The organism is Streptomyces sp. NPDC032091 (assembly GCF_055580265.1).
On record NZ_JBVILR010000014.1, the window covers coordinates 61,941 to 78,437 of the forward strand.

General features: G+C 71.7%; 17 protein-coding genes. 9 read left to right on the top strand and 8 right to left on the bottom strand.

Annotated features, from left to right (window positions below; all coding sequences use genetic code 11):
* Window positions 1-12: 12 nt before the first annotated feature.
* The 5 genes from ACZ5NJ_RS22500 to galU form a co-directional block, all read right to left on the bottom strand.
* Window positions 13-633, bottom strand: a complete 621-nt coding sequence (locus ACZ5NJ_RS22500; protein ID WP_468766883.1) for a GNAT family N-acetyltransferase — start codon at window positions 631-633, stop codon at window positions 13-15.
* Window positions 634-650: 17 nt separating this feature from the next.
* On the bottom strand, window positions 651-1,247 hold the full coding sequence (locus tag ACZ5NJ_RS22505; RefSeq protein WP_468766884.1) for a MogA/MoaB family molybdenum cofactor biosynthesis protein: 597 nt from the start codon (window positions 1,245-1,247) through the stop codon (window positions 651-653).
* Entirely contained in the window at window positions 1,244-1,723 is a 480-nt protein-coding gene (gene moaC, locus ACZ5NJ_RS22510) for a cyclic pyranopterin monophosphate synthase MoaC (protein ID WP_344151322.1), read from the bottom strand. The genes ACZ5NJ_RS22505 and moaC overlap by 4 nt, the downstream gene beginning before the upstream one ends.
* Window positions 1,724-1,887: 164 nt before the next feature.
* Entirely contained in the window at window positions 1,888-3,231 is a 1,344-nt protein-coding gene (gene glp / locus ACZ5NJ_RS22515) for a molybdotransferase-like divisome protein Glp (RefSeq protein ID WP_468766885.1), read from the bottom strand.
* Window positions 3,232-3,235: 4 nt separating this feature from the next.
* A complete protein-coding gene (gene galU, locus ACZ5NJ_RS22520) occupies window positions 3,236-4,138 on the bottom strand; it encodes a UTP--glucose-1-phosphate uridylyltransferase GalU (protein WP_468766886.1) in 903 nt (300 codons plus the stop codon).
* A 94-nt stretch (window positions 4,139-4,232) separates the two neighbouring features.
* Between galU and ACZ5NJ_RS22525 the strand changes: the two genes are divergently transcribed.
* A complete protein-coding gene (locus ACZ5NJ_RS22525) occupies window positions 4,233-4,859 on the top strand; it encodes a 5-formyltetrahydrofolate cyclo-ligase (protein ID WP_468766887.1) in 627 nt (208 codons plus the stop codon).
* A 32-nt stretch (window positions 4,860-4,891) separates the two neighbouring features.
* Here the strand turns inward: ACZ5NJ_RS22525 and ACZ5NJ_RS22530 are convergent, their stop codons facing one another.
* On the bottom strand, window positions 4,892-7,867 hold the full coding sequence (locus tag ACZ5NJ_RS22530) for a penicillin acylase family protein (protein ID WP_468766888.1): 2,976 nt from the start codon (window positions 7,865-7,867) through the stop codon (window positions 4,892-4,894).
* A gap of 281 nt (window positions 7,868-8,148) precedes the next feature.
* On the opposite strand from ACZ5NJ_RS22530, the gene ACZ5NJ_RS22535 reads away from it, so the two are divergent.
* The 8 genes from ACZ5NJ_RS22535 to mscL all read left to right on the top strand — a co-directional run bounded on the left by ACZ5NJ_RS22535 (window position 8,149) and on the right by mscL (window position 14,752).
* Window positions 8,149-9,609 carry a potassium/proton antiporter gene (locus ACZ5NJ_RS22535; protein ID WP_468766889.1) on the top strand — a complete coding sequence of 487 codons (1,461 nt, stop codon included), beginning with the start codon at window positions 8,149-8,151 and terminating at the stop codon, window positions 9,607-9,609.
* A gap of 414 nt (window positions 9,610-10,023) precedes the next feature.
* Entirely contained in the window at window positions 10,024-11,355 is a 1,332-nt protein-coding gene (locus ACZ5NJ_RS22540) for an MFS transporter (protein WP_468766890.1), read from the top strand.
* A 67-nt stretch (window positions 11,356-11,422) separates the two neighbouring features.
* Window positions 11,423-11,737 carry an FmdB family zinc ribbon protein gene (locus tag ACZ5NJ_RS22545; RefSeq protein WP_468766891.1) on the top strand — a complete coding sequence of 105 codons (315 nt, stop codon included), beginning with the start codon at window positions 11,423-11,425 and terminating at the stop codon, window positions 11,735-11,737.
* Window positions 11,738-11,815: 78 nt separating this feature from the next.
* Entirely contained in the window at window positions 11,816-12,649 is an 834-nt protein-coding gene (locus ACZ5NJ_RS22550; RefSeq protein WP_468766892.1) for an S-methyl-5'-thioadenosine phosphorylase, read from the top strand.
* A 175-nt stretch (window positions 12,650-12,824) separates the two neighbouring features.
* Window positions 12,825-12,989, top strand: coding sequence for a hypothetical protein (locus ACZ5NJ_RS22555; protein WP_468766893.1), 165 nt, complete (start codon window positions 12,825-12,827; stop codon window positions 12,987-12,989).
* Window positions 12,990-13,025: 36 nt separating this feature from the next.
* Complete coding sequence (locus ACZ5NJ_RS22560; protein WP_468766894.1) at window positions 13,026-13,382, top strand: carboxymuconolactone decarboxylase family protein; 357 nt, start codon at window positions 13,026-13,028, stop codon at window positions 13,380-13,382.
* Window positions 13,383-13,540: 158 nt separating this feature from the next.
* Window positions 13,541-14,131: a hypothetical protein gene (locus ACZ5NJ_RS22565; RefSeq protein ID WP_468766895.1), complete on the top strand. Its 591-nt coding sequence runs from the start codon at window positions 13,541-13,543 to the stop codon at window positions 14,129-14,131.
* A 123-nt stretch (window positions 14,132-14,254) separates the two neighbouring features.
* A complete protein-coding gene (gene mscL / locus ACZ5NJ_RS22570; RefSeq protein WP_468766896.1) occupies window positions 14,255-14,752 on the top strand; it encodes a large conductance mechanosensitive channel protein MscL in 498 nt (165 codons plus the stop codon).
* 13 nt (window positions 14,753-14,765) lie between these two features.
* Here the strand turns inward: mscL and ACZ5NJ_RS22575 are convergent, their stop codons facing one another.
* A complete protein-coding gene (locus ACZ5NJ_RS22575; RefSeq protein ID WP_468766897.1) occupies window positions 14,766-14,996 on the bottom strand; it encodes a hypothetical protein in 231 nt (76 codons plus the stop codon).
* A 73-nt stretch (window positions 14,997-15,069) separates the two neighbouring features.
* Window positions 15,070-16,497: a NarK family nitrate/nitrite MFS transporter gene (locus tag ACZ5NJ_RS22580; RefSeq protein ID WP_468766898.1), complete on the bottom strand. Its 1,428-nt coding sequence runs from the start codon at window positions 16,495-16,497 to the stop codon at window positions 15,070-15,072.

A 16,497-nucleotide genomic window follows, 5' to 3' on the forward strand; every position in this document is an offset into this window, starting at 1 on the left:
CGATTACCTGCCTTACGGCGTGGTCGTCGGCGGCGGGCTTTCCTTCTTGCGCACCCGGTTCCAGCGGCGCAGCAGCCCCTGCGGGACCTCCTCCGCGGTGAGCGCGAAGACCAGGTGGTCGCGCCAGGCTCCGTCGATATGGAGATAACGCGGCCGCAACCCCTCCTCCCGGAAGCCCAGCTTCTCCACCACGCGGCGGCTGGGGCCGTTCTCGGGGCGGATGCACACCTCGATGCGGTGCAGCCCGACCTTCAGGAAACAGTGGTCCACGGCGAGCGCGACGGCCGTCGGCATCACCCCGCGGCCCGCCACGTCCCGGTCCACCCAGTAGCCCACGTGGGCGGCGCACATCGATCCCCAGGTGATCCCGGCGACCGTCAGCTGGCCGACCAGCCGCCCCTGGTACTCGATGACGAAGGGCAGCATCCGGCCCGCGTTCGCCTCCGCCCGCAGGTGGCGGACCATCTGCCGGTAGGTCGGCCGGTGGATCACCGGCCCCCACGGCGCCGGCGGCGGGATGGTGGCCTCCCACGGCCGCAGCCAGTCGCGGTTGCGCCGGTTGACCTCGCGCCAGGCGCGCTGGTCGCGCATCTTTATCGGCCGCAGCGTGACGTCGCCGTCCGCCAGCACCACCGGCCAGGACGGGCCGTTCAGCTCGGGCTCCCGGGGGCCGCGTCCGGTCTGGGGTGGTCGCCGCCCCGGATCTGGTCGACGGCGTGCGGCAGGATCCGCGACAGCACCGCCAGGCCGTCCTTGACCCCGCCCGTGGAGCCGGGCAGGTTCACGATCAGCGTGCGGCCCGCCACGCCGGCCAGGCCCCGCGACAGGGCGGCGGTCGGCACCTTGGCGAGGCCCTCGGCGCGGATGGCCTGCGGGATGCCCGGGATCTCGTAGTCGAGCACGCGGGCGGTCGCCTCCGGGGTCCGGTCGGTCGGCGAGATGCCGGTGCCGCCGGTGGTCAGGATGACCTCGTACCCGGCGGCGACGCCCTCCCGCAGCGCGGCCTCGACGGGGTCGCCGTCCGCGACGACGCGCGGGCCGTCGACCGCGAAGCCCAGCTTCTCCAGGGCCTCGGCCAGCAGCGGACCGCCCTTGTCGGCGTACACGCCCTGCGAGGCGCGGTTGGAGGCGGTGACCACCAGGCCGCGGGGTACGGGCGCGCCGTCGGCGGCGGCCGGCGCTTCCCGGGTCCCGCGGGCCACGGGCGGCACGTGGCTGTGGACCTCGCCGCCGCGCGGCGGCGTCACGAGCGCGTCCAGTCGCCGGACTTGCCGCCCGTCTTCTCCTCCACCCGGACGTCGGTGATGACCGCGCCCTTGTCGACGGCCTTCACCATGTCGATCACGGTGAGTCCGGCGACGGCGACGGCGGTCAGCGCCTCCATCTCCACGCCCGTGCGGTCGGTGGTCTTGACGGTGGCGAGGATCTCGACGGCGTCGTCGGCGACCTTCAGGTCCACCTTCACCCCGGAGACCGCCAGCGGGTGGCAGAGCGGGATCAGGTCGGGGGTCTTCTTGGCCCCCATGATCCCGGCGATCCGCGCGGTGGCGAGGGCGTCGCCCTTCGGCACTCCCTCGCCGCGCAGCAGCTCGATCACCCGGGGCGAGACCAGGACGCGGCCGCTGGCGCGCGCCGTGCGGGTGGTGACGTCCTTTGTCGATACGTCGACCATCCGGGCCGCGCCGGCCTCGTCGATGTGCGTCAGCCTGCTCTGCGTACTCATGTCTACGTGCCGCTCCCGCTCCGGGCCCCGAAACGCCGGGGCCTGTGTGGTGCAACACGCTACCCGCACCGGGCCCTCCCGAGCCGGGCAGGACCACTGGGCGAACGGGGCGGCCGGCCGCGCGGGGCGACCGGCCGGACGCGGCCGCAGTGAGGGCGGGTCGGCTAGCCGAGCGGGATGACTTCCAGCTCGCTGCCCGGCTCCACCGAGGTGACGTCCTCGGGGACGACCATCAGCGAGTCGGCGTGCGCCAGGGCGGCGATCAGGTGCGAGCCCGATCCGCCGACCGGGCTGACGGTGCCCGCCTCGGGGTCGTACTTCCCGCGCAGGAACTGCCGGCGGGCGGCCGGGGAGCGCAGCGGCTCGTCGGCCTTCAGCACGGCCCGCACGCCCGGACGGCTGACCTGCGACGCCGGCAGCCCCATGAGGGCCCGGATGGCGGGGCGCACGAACAGCTCGAAGGAGACGTACGAGGACACCGGGTTGCCGGGCAGGGCCAGCAGCGGGGTGTGGTCGGGGCCGACCGTGCCGAAGCCCTGCGGCTTGCCGGGCTGCATCGCGAGCTTGCGGAAGTCGACACCGGCCGCCTGCGGCTCCTCGCCGTCGCCGGAGCCGGCGGCGGTCAGGGCCTCCTTGACCACGTCGTACGCGCCGACGCTGACCCCGCCCGTGGTGACCAGCAGGTCGGCGCGGATCAGCTGGTCCTCGATGGTGGAGCGCAGCGTGTCGGCGTCGTCGGCGACAGCGCCGACGCGGTAGGCGATGGCACCGGCGTCGCGGGCGGCGGCGGCCAGGGCGAAGCTGTTGGAGTCGTAGATGGTCCCGGCGGCCAGCGCCTCACCCGGCTGGACCAGCTCGCTGCCGGTGGACAGCACGACCACGCGCGGGCGCGGGCGGACCCGTACGGTGCCGCGGCCGATCGCCGCCAGCAGCGCGATCTGCGGCGGGCCGAGGACGGTGCCGGCGGCCAGCGCCAGGTCGCCGGCCTGGACGTCGCTGCCGCGGGCGCGGACGTGCGCCCGGGCCTCGGCCGCGCGGTGGACCCGCACCTCGCCGCCCGCGCCCTCGGGCGCGGCGCTGGCCGGGGTCATCCCGGAGGCGGCGCCGCCGCCCGTGCCGCCGTCGGTCCACTCGACCGGTACGACGGCTTCCGCTCCGGGGGGCAGCGGGGCGCCGGTCATGATGCGGGCGGCCTGGCCGGGTCCGACGGTGGGCAGCTCGCCGCTGCCCGCCGCGACGTCGCCGATGACCGTGAGCACCGCGGGGAACTCCTCGCTCGCACCCTGGACATCGGCCGTGCGGACGGCGTACCCGTCCATGGAGCTGTTGTCGAAGGGCGGGAGGGCGACGGGCACGGTGACGTCCTCGACCAGGACGCAGCCCTGGGCGTCGAGCAGCTGGAGCTCGATGGGCTCCAGCGGCCGGACGGCTGCGAGGACGTCCGCGAGGTGCTCGTCCACCGACCACAGGCGGTGGTGGCCGGTGTCCTGCGGTGCTCTGCTGCTCAAGGTGCTACATCTCCTCCGTGACGTAACGGTGAAGCCAGGTGCGGAACTCCGGGCCCAGGTCCTCACGTTCGCACGCGAGTCGGACGATGGCCCGCAGGTAGTCCCCCCGGTCCCCGGTGTCGTAGCGGCGGCCTCGGAAGACCACGCCGTGCACCGGGCCGCCCACGCTCTCGTCGGCGGCCAGCTTCTGCAGGGCGTCGGTGAGCTGGATCTCCCCACCGCGGCCCGGCTCGGTCTCCCGCAGTATGCCGAAGATCGCGGGGTGCAGGACGTAGCGTCCGATGACCGCGTAGTTGCTGGGCGCCTCGGCGGGCTCCGGCTTCTCCACGAGGCCGGTGATGCGGACGACGTCGTCCTCGCCGGTCGCCTCGACGGCGGCGCAGCCGTAGAGGTGCACGTGGGCGGGGTCGACCTCCATCAGGGCGATGACGGTGCCGCCGGTGTTCGCGTGGACCTCGACCATCCGGCGCAGCAGGGGGTCGCGCGGGTCGATGAGGTCGTCGCCGAGGAGGACCGCGAAGGGTTCGTCGCCGACGTGCGGCTCGGCGCACAGGACGGCGTGGCCGAGGCCGCGCGGGTCGCCCTGGCGGACGTAGTGCATGGTGGCGAGGTCGCTGGACTCCTGGACCTTCTTCAGCCGGTCGTCGTCGCCCTTGGCGGTCAGGGCCGACTCCAGCTCGTAGTTGCGGTCGAAGTGGTCTTCGAGGGCGCGCTTGTTACGACCTGTGATCATCAGGACGTCGTCGAGGCCGGCCGACACGGCCTCCTCGACCACGTACTGGATGGCCGGCTTGTCCACGACCGGGAGCATTTCCTTGGGGGTCGCCTTGGTCGCCGGCAGGAAACGGGTACCGAGGCCCGCAGCCGGAATGACGGCTTTCTTGATCACAGGGTGCGACTGAGTCATGGGCAGAACCATAGTGGGTCGTACCGAACACCCGGCCAGATTCCGGTAAATAGATCCAACTCTGTCCTGATAGAAAAGGAAATGTGACCTAACTGTGGTAGAGAGCCTGTCCGGAAATGCACCGTTCCCTCCCGAGAAGGCCGCCCTGCGCCGCCAACTCCTCGCCGCTCGGCAGGCCTTGTCACCCGAGGCCCGCCGCACGGCGGCGGGCGCGCTCGCGCGCTCCGCGCTGGCGCTGCCGGAACTGGCCGGCGCGCGCACGGTGGCCGCGTACGTCTCCGTCGGCGCGGAACCCGGCACGCGCGAGCTGCTCGACGCGTTGCGCGACGCCGGCAAGCGGGTGCTGCTGCCCCTGCTGCTGCCGGACAACGACCTCGACTGGGCGGCGTACGAGGGCCCGGGCAGCCTGGCCGAGGCCGCGCACCCGGGGAAGATGCGGCTGCTGGAGCCCTCCGGTCCGCCGCTGGGCCCGCAGGCCGTCACCGGGGCGGACGCGGTGCTGCTGCCCGGGCTGGCGGTGGACCGGCGCGGGATGCGGCTCGGACGGGGCGGGGGCTCGTACGACCGGGTGCTGGCCCGGTTGGAGCGGGCCGGCGCGCATCCGGCGCTGGTGGTGCTCCTCTACGACGAAGAGGTGGTCGCGCGGGTCCCGGAGGAACCGCACGACCACCCCGTCCAGGCGGTCGCCACCCCGTCGGGGGTGGTGCGCTTCACGGCCTGATCACGCCGGGGCGGTCAGGCCGTGCGCGCCGCTCACGGCTTGAGCGTCAGGGTGTCCACTGTCGACTTGTCGACGGCGTCCTTCCCGAACGGCCAGTCCAGCAGCTCACCCTTGGCCCAGAGGGTCGTCTGGTCCGTGTAGTTGCCGTCGTACGCGTGGCCCGAGGCGCCGGTCAGGTTGATCCAGCGCGACTTGTCCAGGTCGTTGAGGTTGACGACCATCCGCATCGACGGCACCCACGTGACGTCGTACCCGCTGGAGGCGTTCCAGCCGGTGGCGTTGACGGTGGCCTCGCCGCCGCCCAGGTTCCACGGGCCACGGTTGAGGAGCCACTGCATGAAGCCCGGGCCCTCCTTGCCGATGGTCTGGTTCTTCAGCGTCAGCTGGTGCAGCCGGCCCCAGCTCCAGGTCGACTGGTCCTTGCCGAGCTTGGCGGTCAGCTCCCAGCGCGCGTCCTCCATCGCCCGGGCGAAGAGCTCGTCGCGGGTCTTGATGGGCTTGTCGTGGACGGTCTTCGGGGTGGCGGTCCACCACGGCGACTTCTCGTCCTTGACCAGCCGGCGGACCACCTCGAACCAGCGGTCGCCGCCGTCCGGCTGCGCGGAGTCGGGACCGCGCGTGCCGCACTCGCGGACGGTCTTGGCGAGGTCGTCGTTGGGGCCGGTGCTCTCCTCGATGACGTTCATGCAGCTGCCCTCGACGCGCAGCTCCTTCGGCATCTTGTCGCCGAACGCCAGCTTGAGGATGTTGCGCCAGACCGCGTTGAAGTACGCGGCCGCCGCCGAGTCGTTCTCCTGGGTGTAGTTCCAGCCCTCCAGCAGCTTCTGCGCCGAGCGCACGTCCGGGTCGGAGACGGGGATCCTGGCCAGCATCGGGGTCAGCAGCGCGGCGATCTCGCTGCTGTTGTCCATCTGCATGGTGCGCATGTCGTCGGTGGAGATCTTGCCGCTGTCCTTGATCTTCGCCTCGATGAGGTCGTTGATCCGCTGGCTGCGGGCGCCGTAGCCCCAGTCGGTGGTCAGGACGTACGGGTACTTGCCCGCGCCGCCGGGGCCGCTCGTGCCGGTGCCGGTGCCGGTGCCGGTGCCGGCGCCGGCGCCGGCGCCGGTCCCGGTGGTCGCGGACTCGGTGACGGCCTGGTTGGCGGTGACGATGTAGCCGCGCTGTGGGTTGAGCTCCCAGGGCAGCTCGTTCTGCGGGATGTAGCCGGCGTTGCCGTCGCGGCCGCCCTTCCACGCGTACTTGGGGTCCCAGCCCGGGGCCGGCATGCGGCCGTCGCCCTGGCCGCGGACCGGGATGCGGCCCGGGGCCTGGTAGCCGATGTTGCCGGTGGGGCCCTTGTTGTCGGCGTAGATCAGGTTCTGGGACGGGACCTCGAAGTCCGCGGCCGCGGCCCGGAAGCTCGGGAAGTCCTTGGCCCGGTCCAGCTTGAAGACGGCGTCCATCGACTTGCCGGGGTCCAGGGCGGTCCAGCGCAGGGCGACGGCGTAGCCGGTGCCGCGGTCGGGGGCCGAGCTCGGGACGGGGGCGCGGGAGCCGACGGTCTCCAGCTGGTCGCTGCGGTCGGAGATCAGCGGTCCGTTGTTGGTGGTGCGGACGGTGATCTTCTTGCTCTTGCCGCCGGCGACCTTGATCTCCTCTTCACGGGTGGTGAAGGGGACGACCTTGTTGTCGTAGACGTAGCCCTCGGGACGGACCTGCTCCAGGTAGAGGTCGGTGACGTCGGCGCCAAGGTTGGTCATGCCCCAGGCGATGTCGGCGTTGTGGCCGATGACCACGCCGGGCATGCCGGAGAAGGTGAAGCCGGCGACGTCGTACTGGCACTTGGCCGAGACGGCGCGGCAGTGCAGGCCCATCTGGTACCAGACCGAGGGCAGCTGCGGGGACAGGTGCGGGTCGTTCGCGAGCAGCGGCTTGCCGGTGGTCGTGTACTTGCCGGAGACGACCCAGGAGTTGGAGCCGATGCCGCTGCCGTTGGGGCCGAGGATGGCCGGGATGTCGTCCAGGGTCTTGGCGAGGGAGGTCAGCTGCGTGCGCAGGCCGACGGCCGCGCCCTGGGCGCTCGCGTTGTCGGCGAGGCCGGTGGCGGGGTTGACTCCGCCGTTGGGGGTGGCCTGCGAGCCGGTGGCGCCGGTGCCCGTGGTGGCGCCCGTGCCGGTGCCCGGGCCGGGGGTGGCGCCCGTGCCGGTGGTGCCGGTGCCCGTGCCGGTGGTGCCCGTCGTGGAGGAGCCGGAGGCCGCGGTGCCCTGGGGCGCGTACTTGCCGCCCGCGACGGTGCCGCCCTCGACGATCGGCTTGTTCCGGTCGAAGGGGTAGGCGGGGTAGAGCTCGTCGATCTGCGCCTGCGTGAGCTTGTTCGACATCAGCGAGCGGTCGATCTCGTCCTGCATGTTGCCGCGCAGGTCCCAGGCCATCGCCTTGAGCCAGGCCACCGAGTCGACCGGCGTCCACTGCTCGGGCTTGTAGCCGTCGGTGATCTTCAGGGCGGCGTGCTCGACGGAGAGGTCCTTGCCGGACTTCCCCTTCAGCCACGTGTTGACCCCGTCGGCGTAGGCCTGCAGGTACTTCTTCGTGTCGGCCGAGAGCTTCTTGTCGTACTCCTCCTGCGCGACCTGGCGCCAGCCGAGGGTGCGCAGGAAGGCGTCGGTCTCGACCTGGCCGGAGCCGAACATCTCGGAGAGACGGCCGGAGGTCATGTGACGGCGTACGTCCATCTCCCAGAACCGGTCCTGCGCGTGGACGAAGCCCTGCGCGCGGAAGAGGTCCTCGTCGTTGTCGGCGTAGAGCTGGGGGATCCCGTGCTCGTCGCGCTTGACGTCGACGGTCCCGGTCAGGCCGGGGACCTTGAGGGAGCCGGTGGTCTGCGGGAACGAAGCGCGCACGGTGTCCACGCTCCAGTACGCGCCGTAGCCGAGGCCCGCCAAGAGCGCCAGGACCAAGACGAGCACGAGCAGGCGTGCGCGTCGTCCCTTCTTCTTGACGGAAGGTCCGGATTCTTTGGCGGGCATCGCTGTCCTTCGAGGGGCAGGGTGGTCCTGGGAGTGCTGGGAGCAACCATAGGCGCAGGACCGCCTCCGTTGATCCGCCAGGGGTCAAGGTCCGTAGGACAGGGGGGAACCGCCGTTTCACAATGTGGGTATCGCGTAAAGAGTCCGTCAAAGATTAGGTAAGGTAACGAAGCACTTGCCGAATACGCCGCCGGTGGAACGTTCCGCCGGACGCGCTTTGAGGAAAGGGCCGCCCACTGACTGTCCACACGCTCAACGAGCTCCTGCTGGTCTGCTCGCTCGTGCTGCTCGTCGCGGTCGCGGCGGTACGCATCTCTTCACGCAGCGGCCTCCCCAGCCTGCTCATCTACCTCGGCATAGGCATCGCCATAGGCCAGGACGGCATCGGCAACGTCGTATTCGACAACGCCGAGCTGACGCAGGTCATCGGTTACGCCGCGCTCGTCGTCATCCTCGCCGAGGGCGGTCTGGGCACCAAGTGGAAAGAGATCAGACCGGCCCTGCCGCAGGCGGTCGTCCTGTCGCTGGCCGGCGTCGCGGTGAGCGTGGGGGTCACCGCGGCCGGCGCGCACTACCTGGTCGGACTCGAATGGCGGCAGGCACTGCTGATCGGTGCGGTCGTCTCCTCGACCGACGCGGCGGCGGTCTTCTCCGTCCTGCGGAAGGTTCCGCTCCCCTCGCGCGTGACGGGTGTGCTGGAGGCCGAGTCCGGCTTCAACGACGCCCCCGTCGTCATCCTGGTGGTGGCCTTCGCGACGGTCGGTCCGGTGGACGCCTGGTACGTCCTGGTCGGCGAGATCGCGCTGGAGCTGGCGATCGGCGCCGCGATAGGCCTGGCGGTGGGCTTCCTGGGGGCGTACGGGCTGCGGCACGTGGCGCTGCCCGCCTCCGGCCTGTACCCGATCGCCGTGATGGCGATCGCGGTGAGCGCGTACGCGGCCGGCGCGATGGCGCACGGCTCCGGCTTCCTCGCGGTCTACCTGGCGGCGATGGTGCTGGGGAACGCGAAGCTGCCACACTGGCCGGCCACGCGGGGGTTCGCCGACGGGCTGGGCTGGATCGCGCAGATCGGCATGTTCGTGCTGCTGGGCCTGCTGGTGACCCCGCACGAGCTGGCCGGGGACTTCTGGCCCGCCGTGATCATCGGACTGGTGCTCACGATGGTGGCGCGGCCGCTGGAGGTGTTCGTCAGCCTGCTGCCGTTCCGGGTGGCGTGGCCGGAGCAGGTCCTGATGTCGTGGGCGGGGCTGCGCGGCGCCGTGCCCATCATCCTGGCGACGATCCCGATGGTGACCGGGATCGAGGGCAGCGACCGGGTCTTCAACATCGTCTTCGTGCTGGTCGTCGTCTACACGCTGGTGCAGGGGCCGACGCTGCCGTGGCTGGCGCGCAAGCTGAACCTGCGCGAGACCGACGAGGCCGCGGCGGACCTGGGCATCGAGTCGGCGCCGCTGGAGAAGCTGCGCGGGCACCTGCTGTCCTTCTCGATACCCGAGGCGTCGCGGATGCACGGCGTGGAGGTCGGCGAGCTGCGGCTGCCGGCGGGGGCGTCGGTCACGCTGGTGGTCCGGGACGCGAAGAGCTTCGTGCCGGCGCCGTCGACGGTGCTGCGCCGGGGGGACGAGCTGCTGGTGGTGGCCACGGATCCGGTGCGGGACGCGGCGGAGGCGCGGCTGCGGGCGGTGGCGCGCGGCGGCAAGCTCGCGGGGTGGCTGGGCACCGGTGGCGGAACGTCACTCTAGGTGCCGGAGGGTGGCCGTTCGCGCCACCCGGGCGGCGGTTTTCAGTTAGAGCGGCATTCTAAATCAGCAATTTCGGTGGCTTGCACCCGACCTTGCCCCCATTTCGGAGGGTCGGAATGCGAAGTTCCAGTTAATCGCAGGTGAAGACATGCCTTGTCACCGTAATCACAGGGCGTGGTAGTGGATTCCCCTGTACGATGAAGGCACACCACATCGAACCAACTCTGCCTGACGCAGAGCTGGCGCGACCGCAAAGCGGCCGTGGCACCCTCCCGCAGTGGGCGCCCAGGTATCACTCGGTTCTGCGCAAGAGGACAGCTCTCGGGGCTCCCACATGTACGGGTGCGGTCGCTCACAAAGCGGCCCGCCGTCCGCAGACGGGGATGCTCTACCAGGCAGCGGAAAGGCCAGGCCGTGACATCCGCGGTCACGACCGACACGTCCGCCCGACCCGGTTACGGGCAGCTCCTGCGCACGCCCGGCGCCCTCTCCTTCGTCCTCCCCGGCTTCGCCGCCCGCCTGCCCTTCGGCATGCTGACCATCAGCATCCTGCTGCTCGTCCAGCACGCCACCGGCTCCTACGGCGACGCCGGCATCGTCTCCGCCGTCACCGGCGTCTCGATGGCCCTGTTCGCCCCGGTCATGGGCAAGCTCACCGACCGCCGCGGCCAGAGCGCCGTCCTCGTACCGGTCGTCCTCGCCCACGCCACGGCGGTCTCCGCCCTGACCGCGCTGGCCCTGCTCGGCGCCCCGCTGTGGGCGCTCGCCCTGGCCGCCGTCCCGGCCGGCGCCTCCGTCCCGCAGGTCGGGCCCATGGTCCGGACCCGGTGGGCGGTCAAGCTGGAGGGCTCCCCGCTGCTGCCGACCGCGGCCGCGTTCGAGTCCGTCACCGACGAGTTCACCTTCGTCGTCGGCCCGGTGCTCGCCACCGCGCTGTGCACCGGGGTCCACCCGGCCGCCGGCCTGGCCACCGAGGCGGCCCTGACCCTGCTCGGCGGCCTGTTCTTCGCCGCGCAGCGCTCCACCGAGCCTAAGACCGCCCCCGCGGCGGCCGCCGGCGAGAAGCACGCCTCGGCCCTGTCCTTCCCCGGCCTGCGCGTCCTGATCGTCGCGTTCCTCGGCATCGGCGCCGTCTTCGGCGGCATGCAGGTATCGCTCACCGCCTTCGCCGGCGAGATCGGCAACCCGGGCGCCAACGGCCTGCTCTACGGCGTCTTCGCGGCCGGCAACATGATCGCGGGCATCACCATGGGCGCCGTCGCCTGGAAGATCGGCCCGCGCCGCCGCCTGATCCTGGGCTACGTCGGCCTGACCGCCGCCGCCTCGGTGCTGTGGGCCGTGAACTCGGCCGTCCTGATGGGCGCGGTCGGCCTGGTCGTCGGTCTGTGCATCGCCCCCGCGCTGATCACCGGCTACACGATGATCGAGCAGCTGGTCCCGGCCGCCTCGCGCACCGAGGCCTTCACCTGGCTGACCGGTGCGGTCGCCTTCGGGCAGGCCGTCGCCGTGATCGTGGCCGGCCGCCTGACGGACGCGCACGGATCCTCGTACGGGTTCCTCGTGCCGCTGGCCGCCACCGCGCTCGCGCTGGTCACCCTGGTGGCGCTGCGCGCGAAGCTCGCGCCGAAGGCCCCGAGCCGCATCGTGAACTCGTCCGCGCCGGCCGCCACCGCGCCCGGCCGGACCGGGCGGGAGCGCACGGCCGAGCGTGGGATCGGTCACCGCGCGCCTGTGACGGTGGACTGATCCGCCGGAATACGTCACCATGGAGCGTCGTTAGCACTCATTGAGTGAGAGTGCCAGGAGGAAATTCGTGCCGACCTACCAGTACCAGTGCACCGAGTGCGGTGAGGGCCTTGAGGCCGTGCAGAAGTTCACCGATGACGCGCTGACCGTGTGCCCGAGCTGCGACGGACGCCTGAAGAAGGTGTTCTCCGCGGTCGGCATCGTCTTCAAGGGCTCCGGTTTCTACCGGAACGACAGCCGTGGCGCCTCGTCGAGCAGCACGCCCGCCTCGAAGCCGTCCTCCTCGTCGTCCACGTCGACGTCGACCGCTTCGGCCCCGGCCGCCGCGTCGTCCTCGACGTCCTCCAGCGCGGGCGGCAGCAGCTCCAGCTCGGCCGCCTGACCTCGTACGCCTTGCGCAAAGGCCCCGTTCGCCCTCCTGGGCGGCGGGGCCTTTCGCGTCCCCCGTTAGGGTGGCCGCATGGTGAACGCAGAGATCGGTGTAATCGGCGGCTCGGGCTTCTACTCCTTCCTGGAGGACGTCACCGAGATCCAGGTGGAGACCCCCTACGGGCCTCCGAGCGACTCCCTGTACCTGGGCGAGCTCGCCGGCCGGCAGGTGGCGTTCCTGCCGCGGCACGGGCGCAGCCACACCGTGCCGCCCCACAAGATCAATTACCGGGCCAACCTGTGGGCGCTGCGTTCGGTCGGCGTCCGGCAGGTGCTGGGGCCGTGCGCGGTGGGCGGCCTGCGGGCGGAGCACGGGCCGGGCACCCTGCTGGTACCGGACCAGCTGGTCGACCGTACGAAGTCCCGTGCGCAGACCTTCTTCGACGGGGAGCCGCTGCCGGACGGGAGCGTCCCGAACGTCGTGCACACCACGTTCGCCGACCCGTACTGCCCGGTGGGGCGCTCGGTGGCGCTCGCGGCGGCGCGCGGACGGGAGTGGGAGCCGGTGGACGGCGGCACCATGGTCGTCATCGAGGGGCCCCGCTTCTCGACGCGTGCGGAGTCCCGGTGGCACGCGGCGGCCGGCTGGTCGGTGGTCGGCATGACCGGGCACCCGGAGGCGGTCCTCGCCCGTGAGCTGGGCCTCTGCTACACGTCGATGGCGTTGGTGACGGACCTGGACGCGGGTGCGGAGACGGGCGAGGGGGTCTCGCACACGGAGGTCCTGAAGGTGTTCGGCGAGAACGTCAGCCGGCTGCGCGAGGTCCTGTTCGACGCCGTGGCGGGCCTTCCGGCGACCGAGGACCGCGACTGCCTGTGCACCCACGCCCACGACGGCTGGGACCTGGGCATCGAACTGCCGTAGGCGCGCTGGAGGCGGGCCGCAGGCGCCATGGAGGCGGGCCGTGTCCTTGACGGGCCACGGCCGGCCTCGGGTGCCGGGCGGGGGAATCGTTTCTTCGGGTGATGTCACGTTCCGCGGGGCCGTCCTGTCTCCTCTGCGAAGGGGTCGACGGGACCCCCACGTGGAAGAGGCCGCCATGCCGCGCATCTCGCTCACCCCGCCCCGCACCCTCCTCACGCGCGTCGGCGCCTGGTACGCGCGCCGCACCTACGGCAAGGTGCTCGACCCCGTCCAGGCGTACGGGCACAACGCGCGCGTGCTGTTCTCGTACGCCCGTTTGGAACAGCGGGCGGCGAAGTGAAGCGCGCTCGACGCCGGGCTGAAGCACCTCGCGGTGATGGCCTGCGCCGCGCGGATCAACTGCTCCTGGTGCATGGACTTCGGCTACTGGGAGGGCCACGAGCTGGGCCTGTCGCCGGAGAAGATCGAGCGGGTGCCGCGGTGGCGCGAGGCCCGGGAGGTGTTCACCGAGCTGGAGTTGCTGGTGATGGAGTATGCGGAGGCCATGACCGAGACCGAGCCGGCGGTCACCGACGAGATGGCGGCCGGGCTCATCGCGCGGCTCGGTGAGGCGGCGTTCGTCGAACTCACCGCCGTGGTGGCCCTGGAGAACTGGCGTTCGCGCGTGAACAGCGCCTTCGGTCTGACCAGCCAGGGGTTCTCGGAGGCCTGCCGGGTGCCGGGGCGGCCCTGAGCGGCCGGGCGGGGTGGCGCCCCTTGCGGGTGAAGAGGTTGTCCACAACCTGGGGATCGTCCACAGGCCGGAGCGGGCTACGGCGAAGGGGCGGATCGTGGGAGGGTCCGGGCGCTGGACCCGGACACCGGATCTCGACCCCTTCGGCGGTGATCAGCATGTCCATGACCTCTCCCGACTCCCCCGGCTCCCCGGCCTCTCCCTCGGCTTCGGCTTCCTCGCCGTCCGCCACGGCCTCACCTTCCTCACCTTCCTCGCCGTCCTCGCTTTCCTCCGCGTGCCGCCCGGCGCGGCCCGTGCCGCCGTTCCCGCCGCTGCGCGTCGGCCGGGCCCGGGGGCGGCTGCGCCGTGCGGTGCGCCGCAGGCGGCGGGTCGCCTCGGCCGGGCTGGCCGTGGTGGCGGCCGCCCTGGCCGTGGGCGGGACGGACGCGCGGGCCTCCCGGGGCGCGGCGCCGCCCGAGGTGAAGCCGCCGCCCGCGGCGGTGCGGCTGGTGTCGGCTCCGGTGCGCATCGCGGACGCCGCCACGGTGCGGCTGCTGCGGCGCGGGGACCGGGTGGACGTGGTGGCGGCGGAGCGCACGGGGCCGCCAAGGGTGGTCGCGGCGGGGGCCAGGGTGGCCGAGGTCCCGGCGCCGGAGGGGGGTGCGGGAGACGGCGGGGCACTGGTGGTGCTGTCGGTTCCCCGGGAGACCGCGCGGGCCCTGGTGGGGGCGGGCGCGGTGGCGCGGCTGGCGGTGGCGTTGTGCTGATTCGCACTGATGTGCAGTCGAGTCGCTCGCCTGTGGGCACGGATTGGACATGGCGGGCCATCACTGCCGTAGCTTTCGGAACCGTTGGCTCCGTGTACAGCAGTGACGAAGAAAGGCTCAGTCGTGAGCGAGAAGAAGGAGAGCGTCCTGGCGGGCTTCAAGGCCTTCCTGATGCGCGGCAACGTGGTGGACCTGGCGGTGGCGGTGGTCATCGGCGCCGCGTTCACGAACATCGTGAACTCGATCGTGAAGGGCATCATCAGCCCGGTCGTGGGCGCCATCGGCACCAAAAACCTGGATGTCTACACCTCGTGCCTGAAGGCACCTTGTGGGGTGGACGCCAAGGGCGAGCCGACCGGCGTGAACATCATGTGGGGCTCGGTCCTGAACGCCACGCTGAGCTTCGTGATCACCGCCGCGGTCGTCTACTTCCTGATGGTCCTGCCGATGGCGAAGTACCTGTCCCGGCAGGAGGCGCGCCGCAAGGCCAGGGAGGGCGTGAAGGAGACCATCGAGATCACCGAGCTCGAAGTGCTCAAGGAGATCCGCGACACCCTGGTCTCGCAGCGCAGCGGGAACGGCGAGAACGCCAGGACCCCGGGGGCCCGCGACGGCTTCTGACCGCCGCGGCGGATCAGATGTGGTGCGGGGGCTTCTCGTCGAGGAAGCGGGCCAGGTCGGCCGCGCTTCCGCCGGCGGGCGGCCGCTCGCCCCAGCCGCGGTCGGTGTCGTCCGACGACTGCCGGTCGAGCGGGTCGTCGAAGACCAGCTTCGGCCTGGGCTTCGGGGCCGGCTTGGACGGGTCCTGCGCCCCGGCTGCGGGCTCGGAGGGCTGCGGGTCGGAGGCAGAGGCGGCGGTGCTCATGCCCCAAGGGTACGGCCGGCCCCGTCCCGGGCGCGGGCCCGGGACGGGGCGCCGGCGCCCGTCGCGGCTCCCGTCAGCTGGGGGCTTCCGCGCCCTTGCGGGCGTAGAACCACCAGCAGACGGCCAGGCAGGTCGCGTAGAAGCCGATGAACATCCACAGGGCGTTCGTGACGGCCATGGCCGCGAACATGGCGGGGATGAAGAAGAAGCCGTAGGCGGCGATGGCGGACGAGAAGCCGGTGACGGCGCCCGCCTCCATCTCCGACTGCTTCAGCGCGGCCGCCTGCGCCTCGGGACCCTGGCCCACGGCCTGGCGCATGTGCTGCTCCCTGAAGATCACCGGGATCTGCCGGAAGGTCGATCCGTTGCCCAGTCCGGAGAAGGCGAAGGCCACCAGGAAGCCGGCGAAGAAGGCCCAGAAGCTTCCCTGGTCCCCGCCGGAGGGCAGCGCGAAGATCACGACGACCAGGGCGGCCGCCATACCGACGAACGACAGCATGGTCACCCTGGCGCCGCCGATCCGGTCGGACAGCCAGCCGCCGGCCCAGCGCATCAGCGCGCCGATGAAGGGGCCGATCCAGGCGTAGGTGGTCGCCTGGTATCCCTGCGCCTCGAAGTTGTTCTTGATGAGCAGGGGCAGGCCGGCGGCGAAGCCGATGAACGACCCGAAGGTGCCGACGTAGAGCCAGGTCATCAGCCAGTTGTGCTTGCGCTGGAAAATGACCTTCTGCTGGCTGAAGGGGGCGGCGGCCACCTTGAGGTCGTTCATCAGGAACCAGGCGAGCAGCGCCATGACGACCAGCAGCGGCACCCACAGGAAGGCGCCGTTCTGGAGCCAGATGTCCGTGTTCTTCTTCGTGTCGTGCTGCGGGCCGCCCGCGGGGGGTCCCAGCACGGCGGCGGTGACGACCAGGGGCGCGACCAGCTGGACGACGCTCACGCCGAGGTTGCCGAGGCCGCCGTTGAGGCCGTTGGCGCTGCCCTTCTCCCGTTTGGGAAAGAAGAAGCCGATGTTGGCCATGGAGGAGGCGAAGTTGGCGCCTCCGATGCCGCAGACGGCGGCGATGAGGGCCAGTTCCCAGTACGGGGTGCCGTTGTCCTGGAGCGCGAAGCCCAGCCACAGCATGGGGGCCACGAGGACGAGCGTGCTGAAGGCGGTGAACTTCCGCTCGCCGAAGATCGGCCCGATGAAGGTGTAGAGGATCCGGAAGGTGCCGCCGGTGATGCCGGGGATGGCGGTCAGCCAGAACAGCTGCGACTTGGAGAAGCCGAAGCCGACGTCGTTCAGCTTGACCACGGTCACCGACCAGACCTGCCAGACCACGAAGCCGAGCATCAGCGCCGGGATGGAGATCCAGAGGTTGCGCTGGGCGACCCGGCGGCCGGTGGACTGCCAGAAGCCCTCGTCCTCGGGGCGCCAGTCCCCGATGACGGCGCCCGGCTTGTAGGTCTCCTTGCGGTGCGAGCGCACCGCGGACGGGGTGGGCGTCGGGAGGGACAT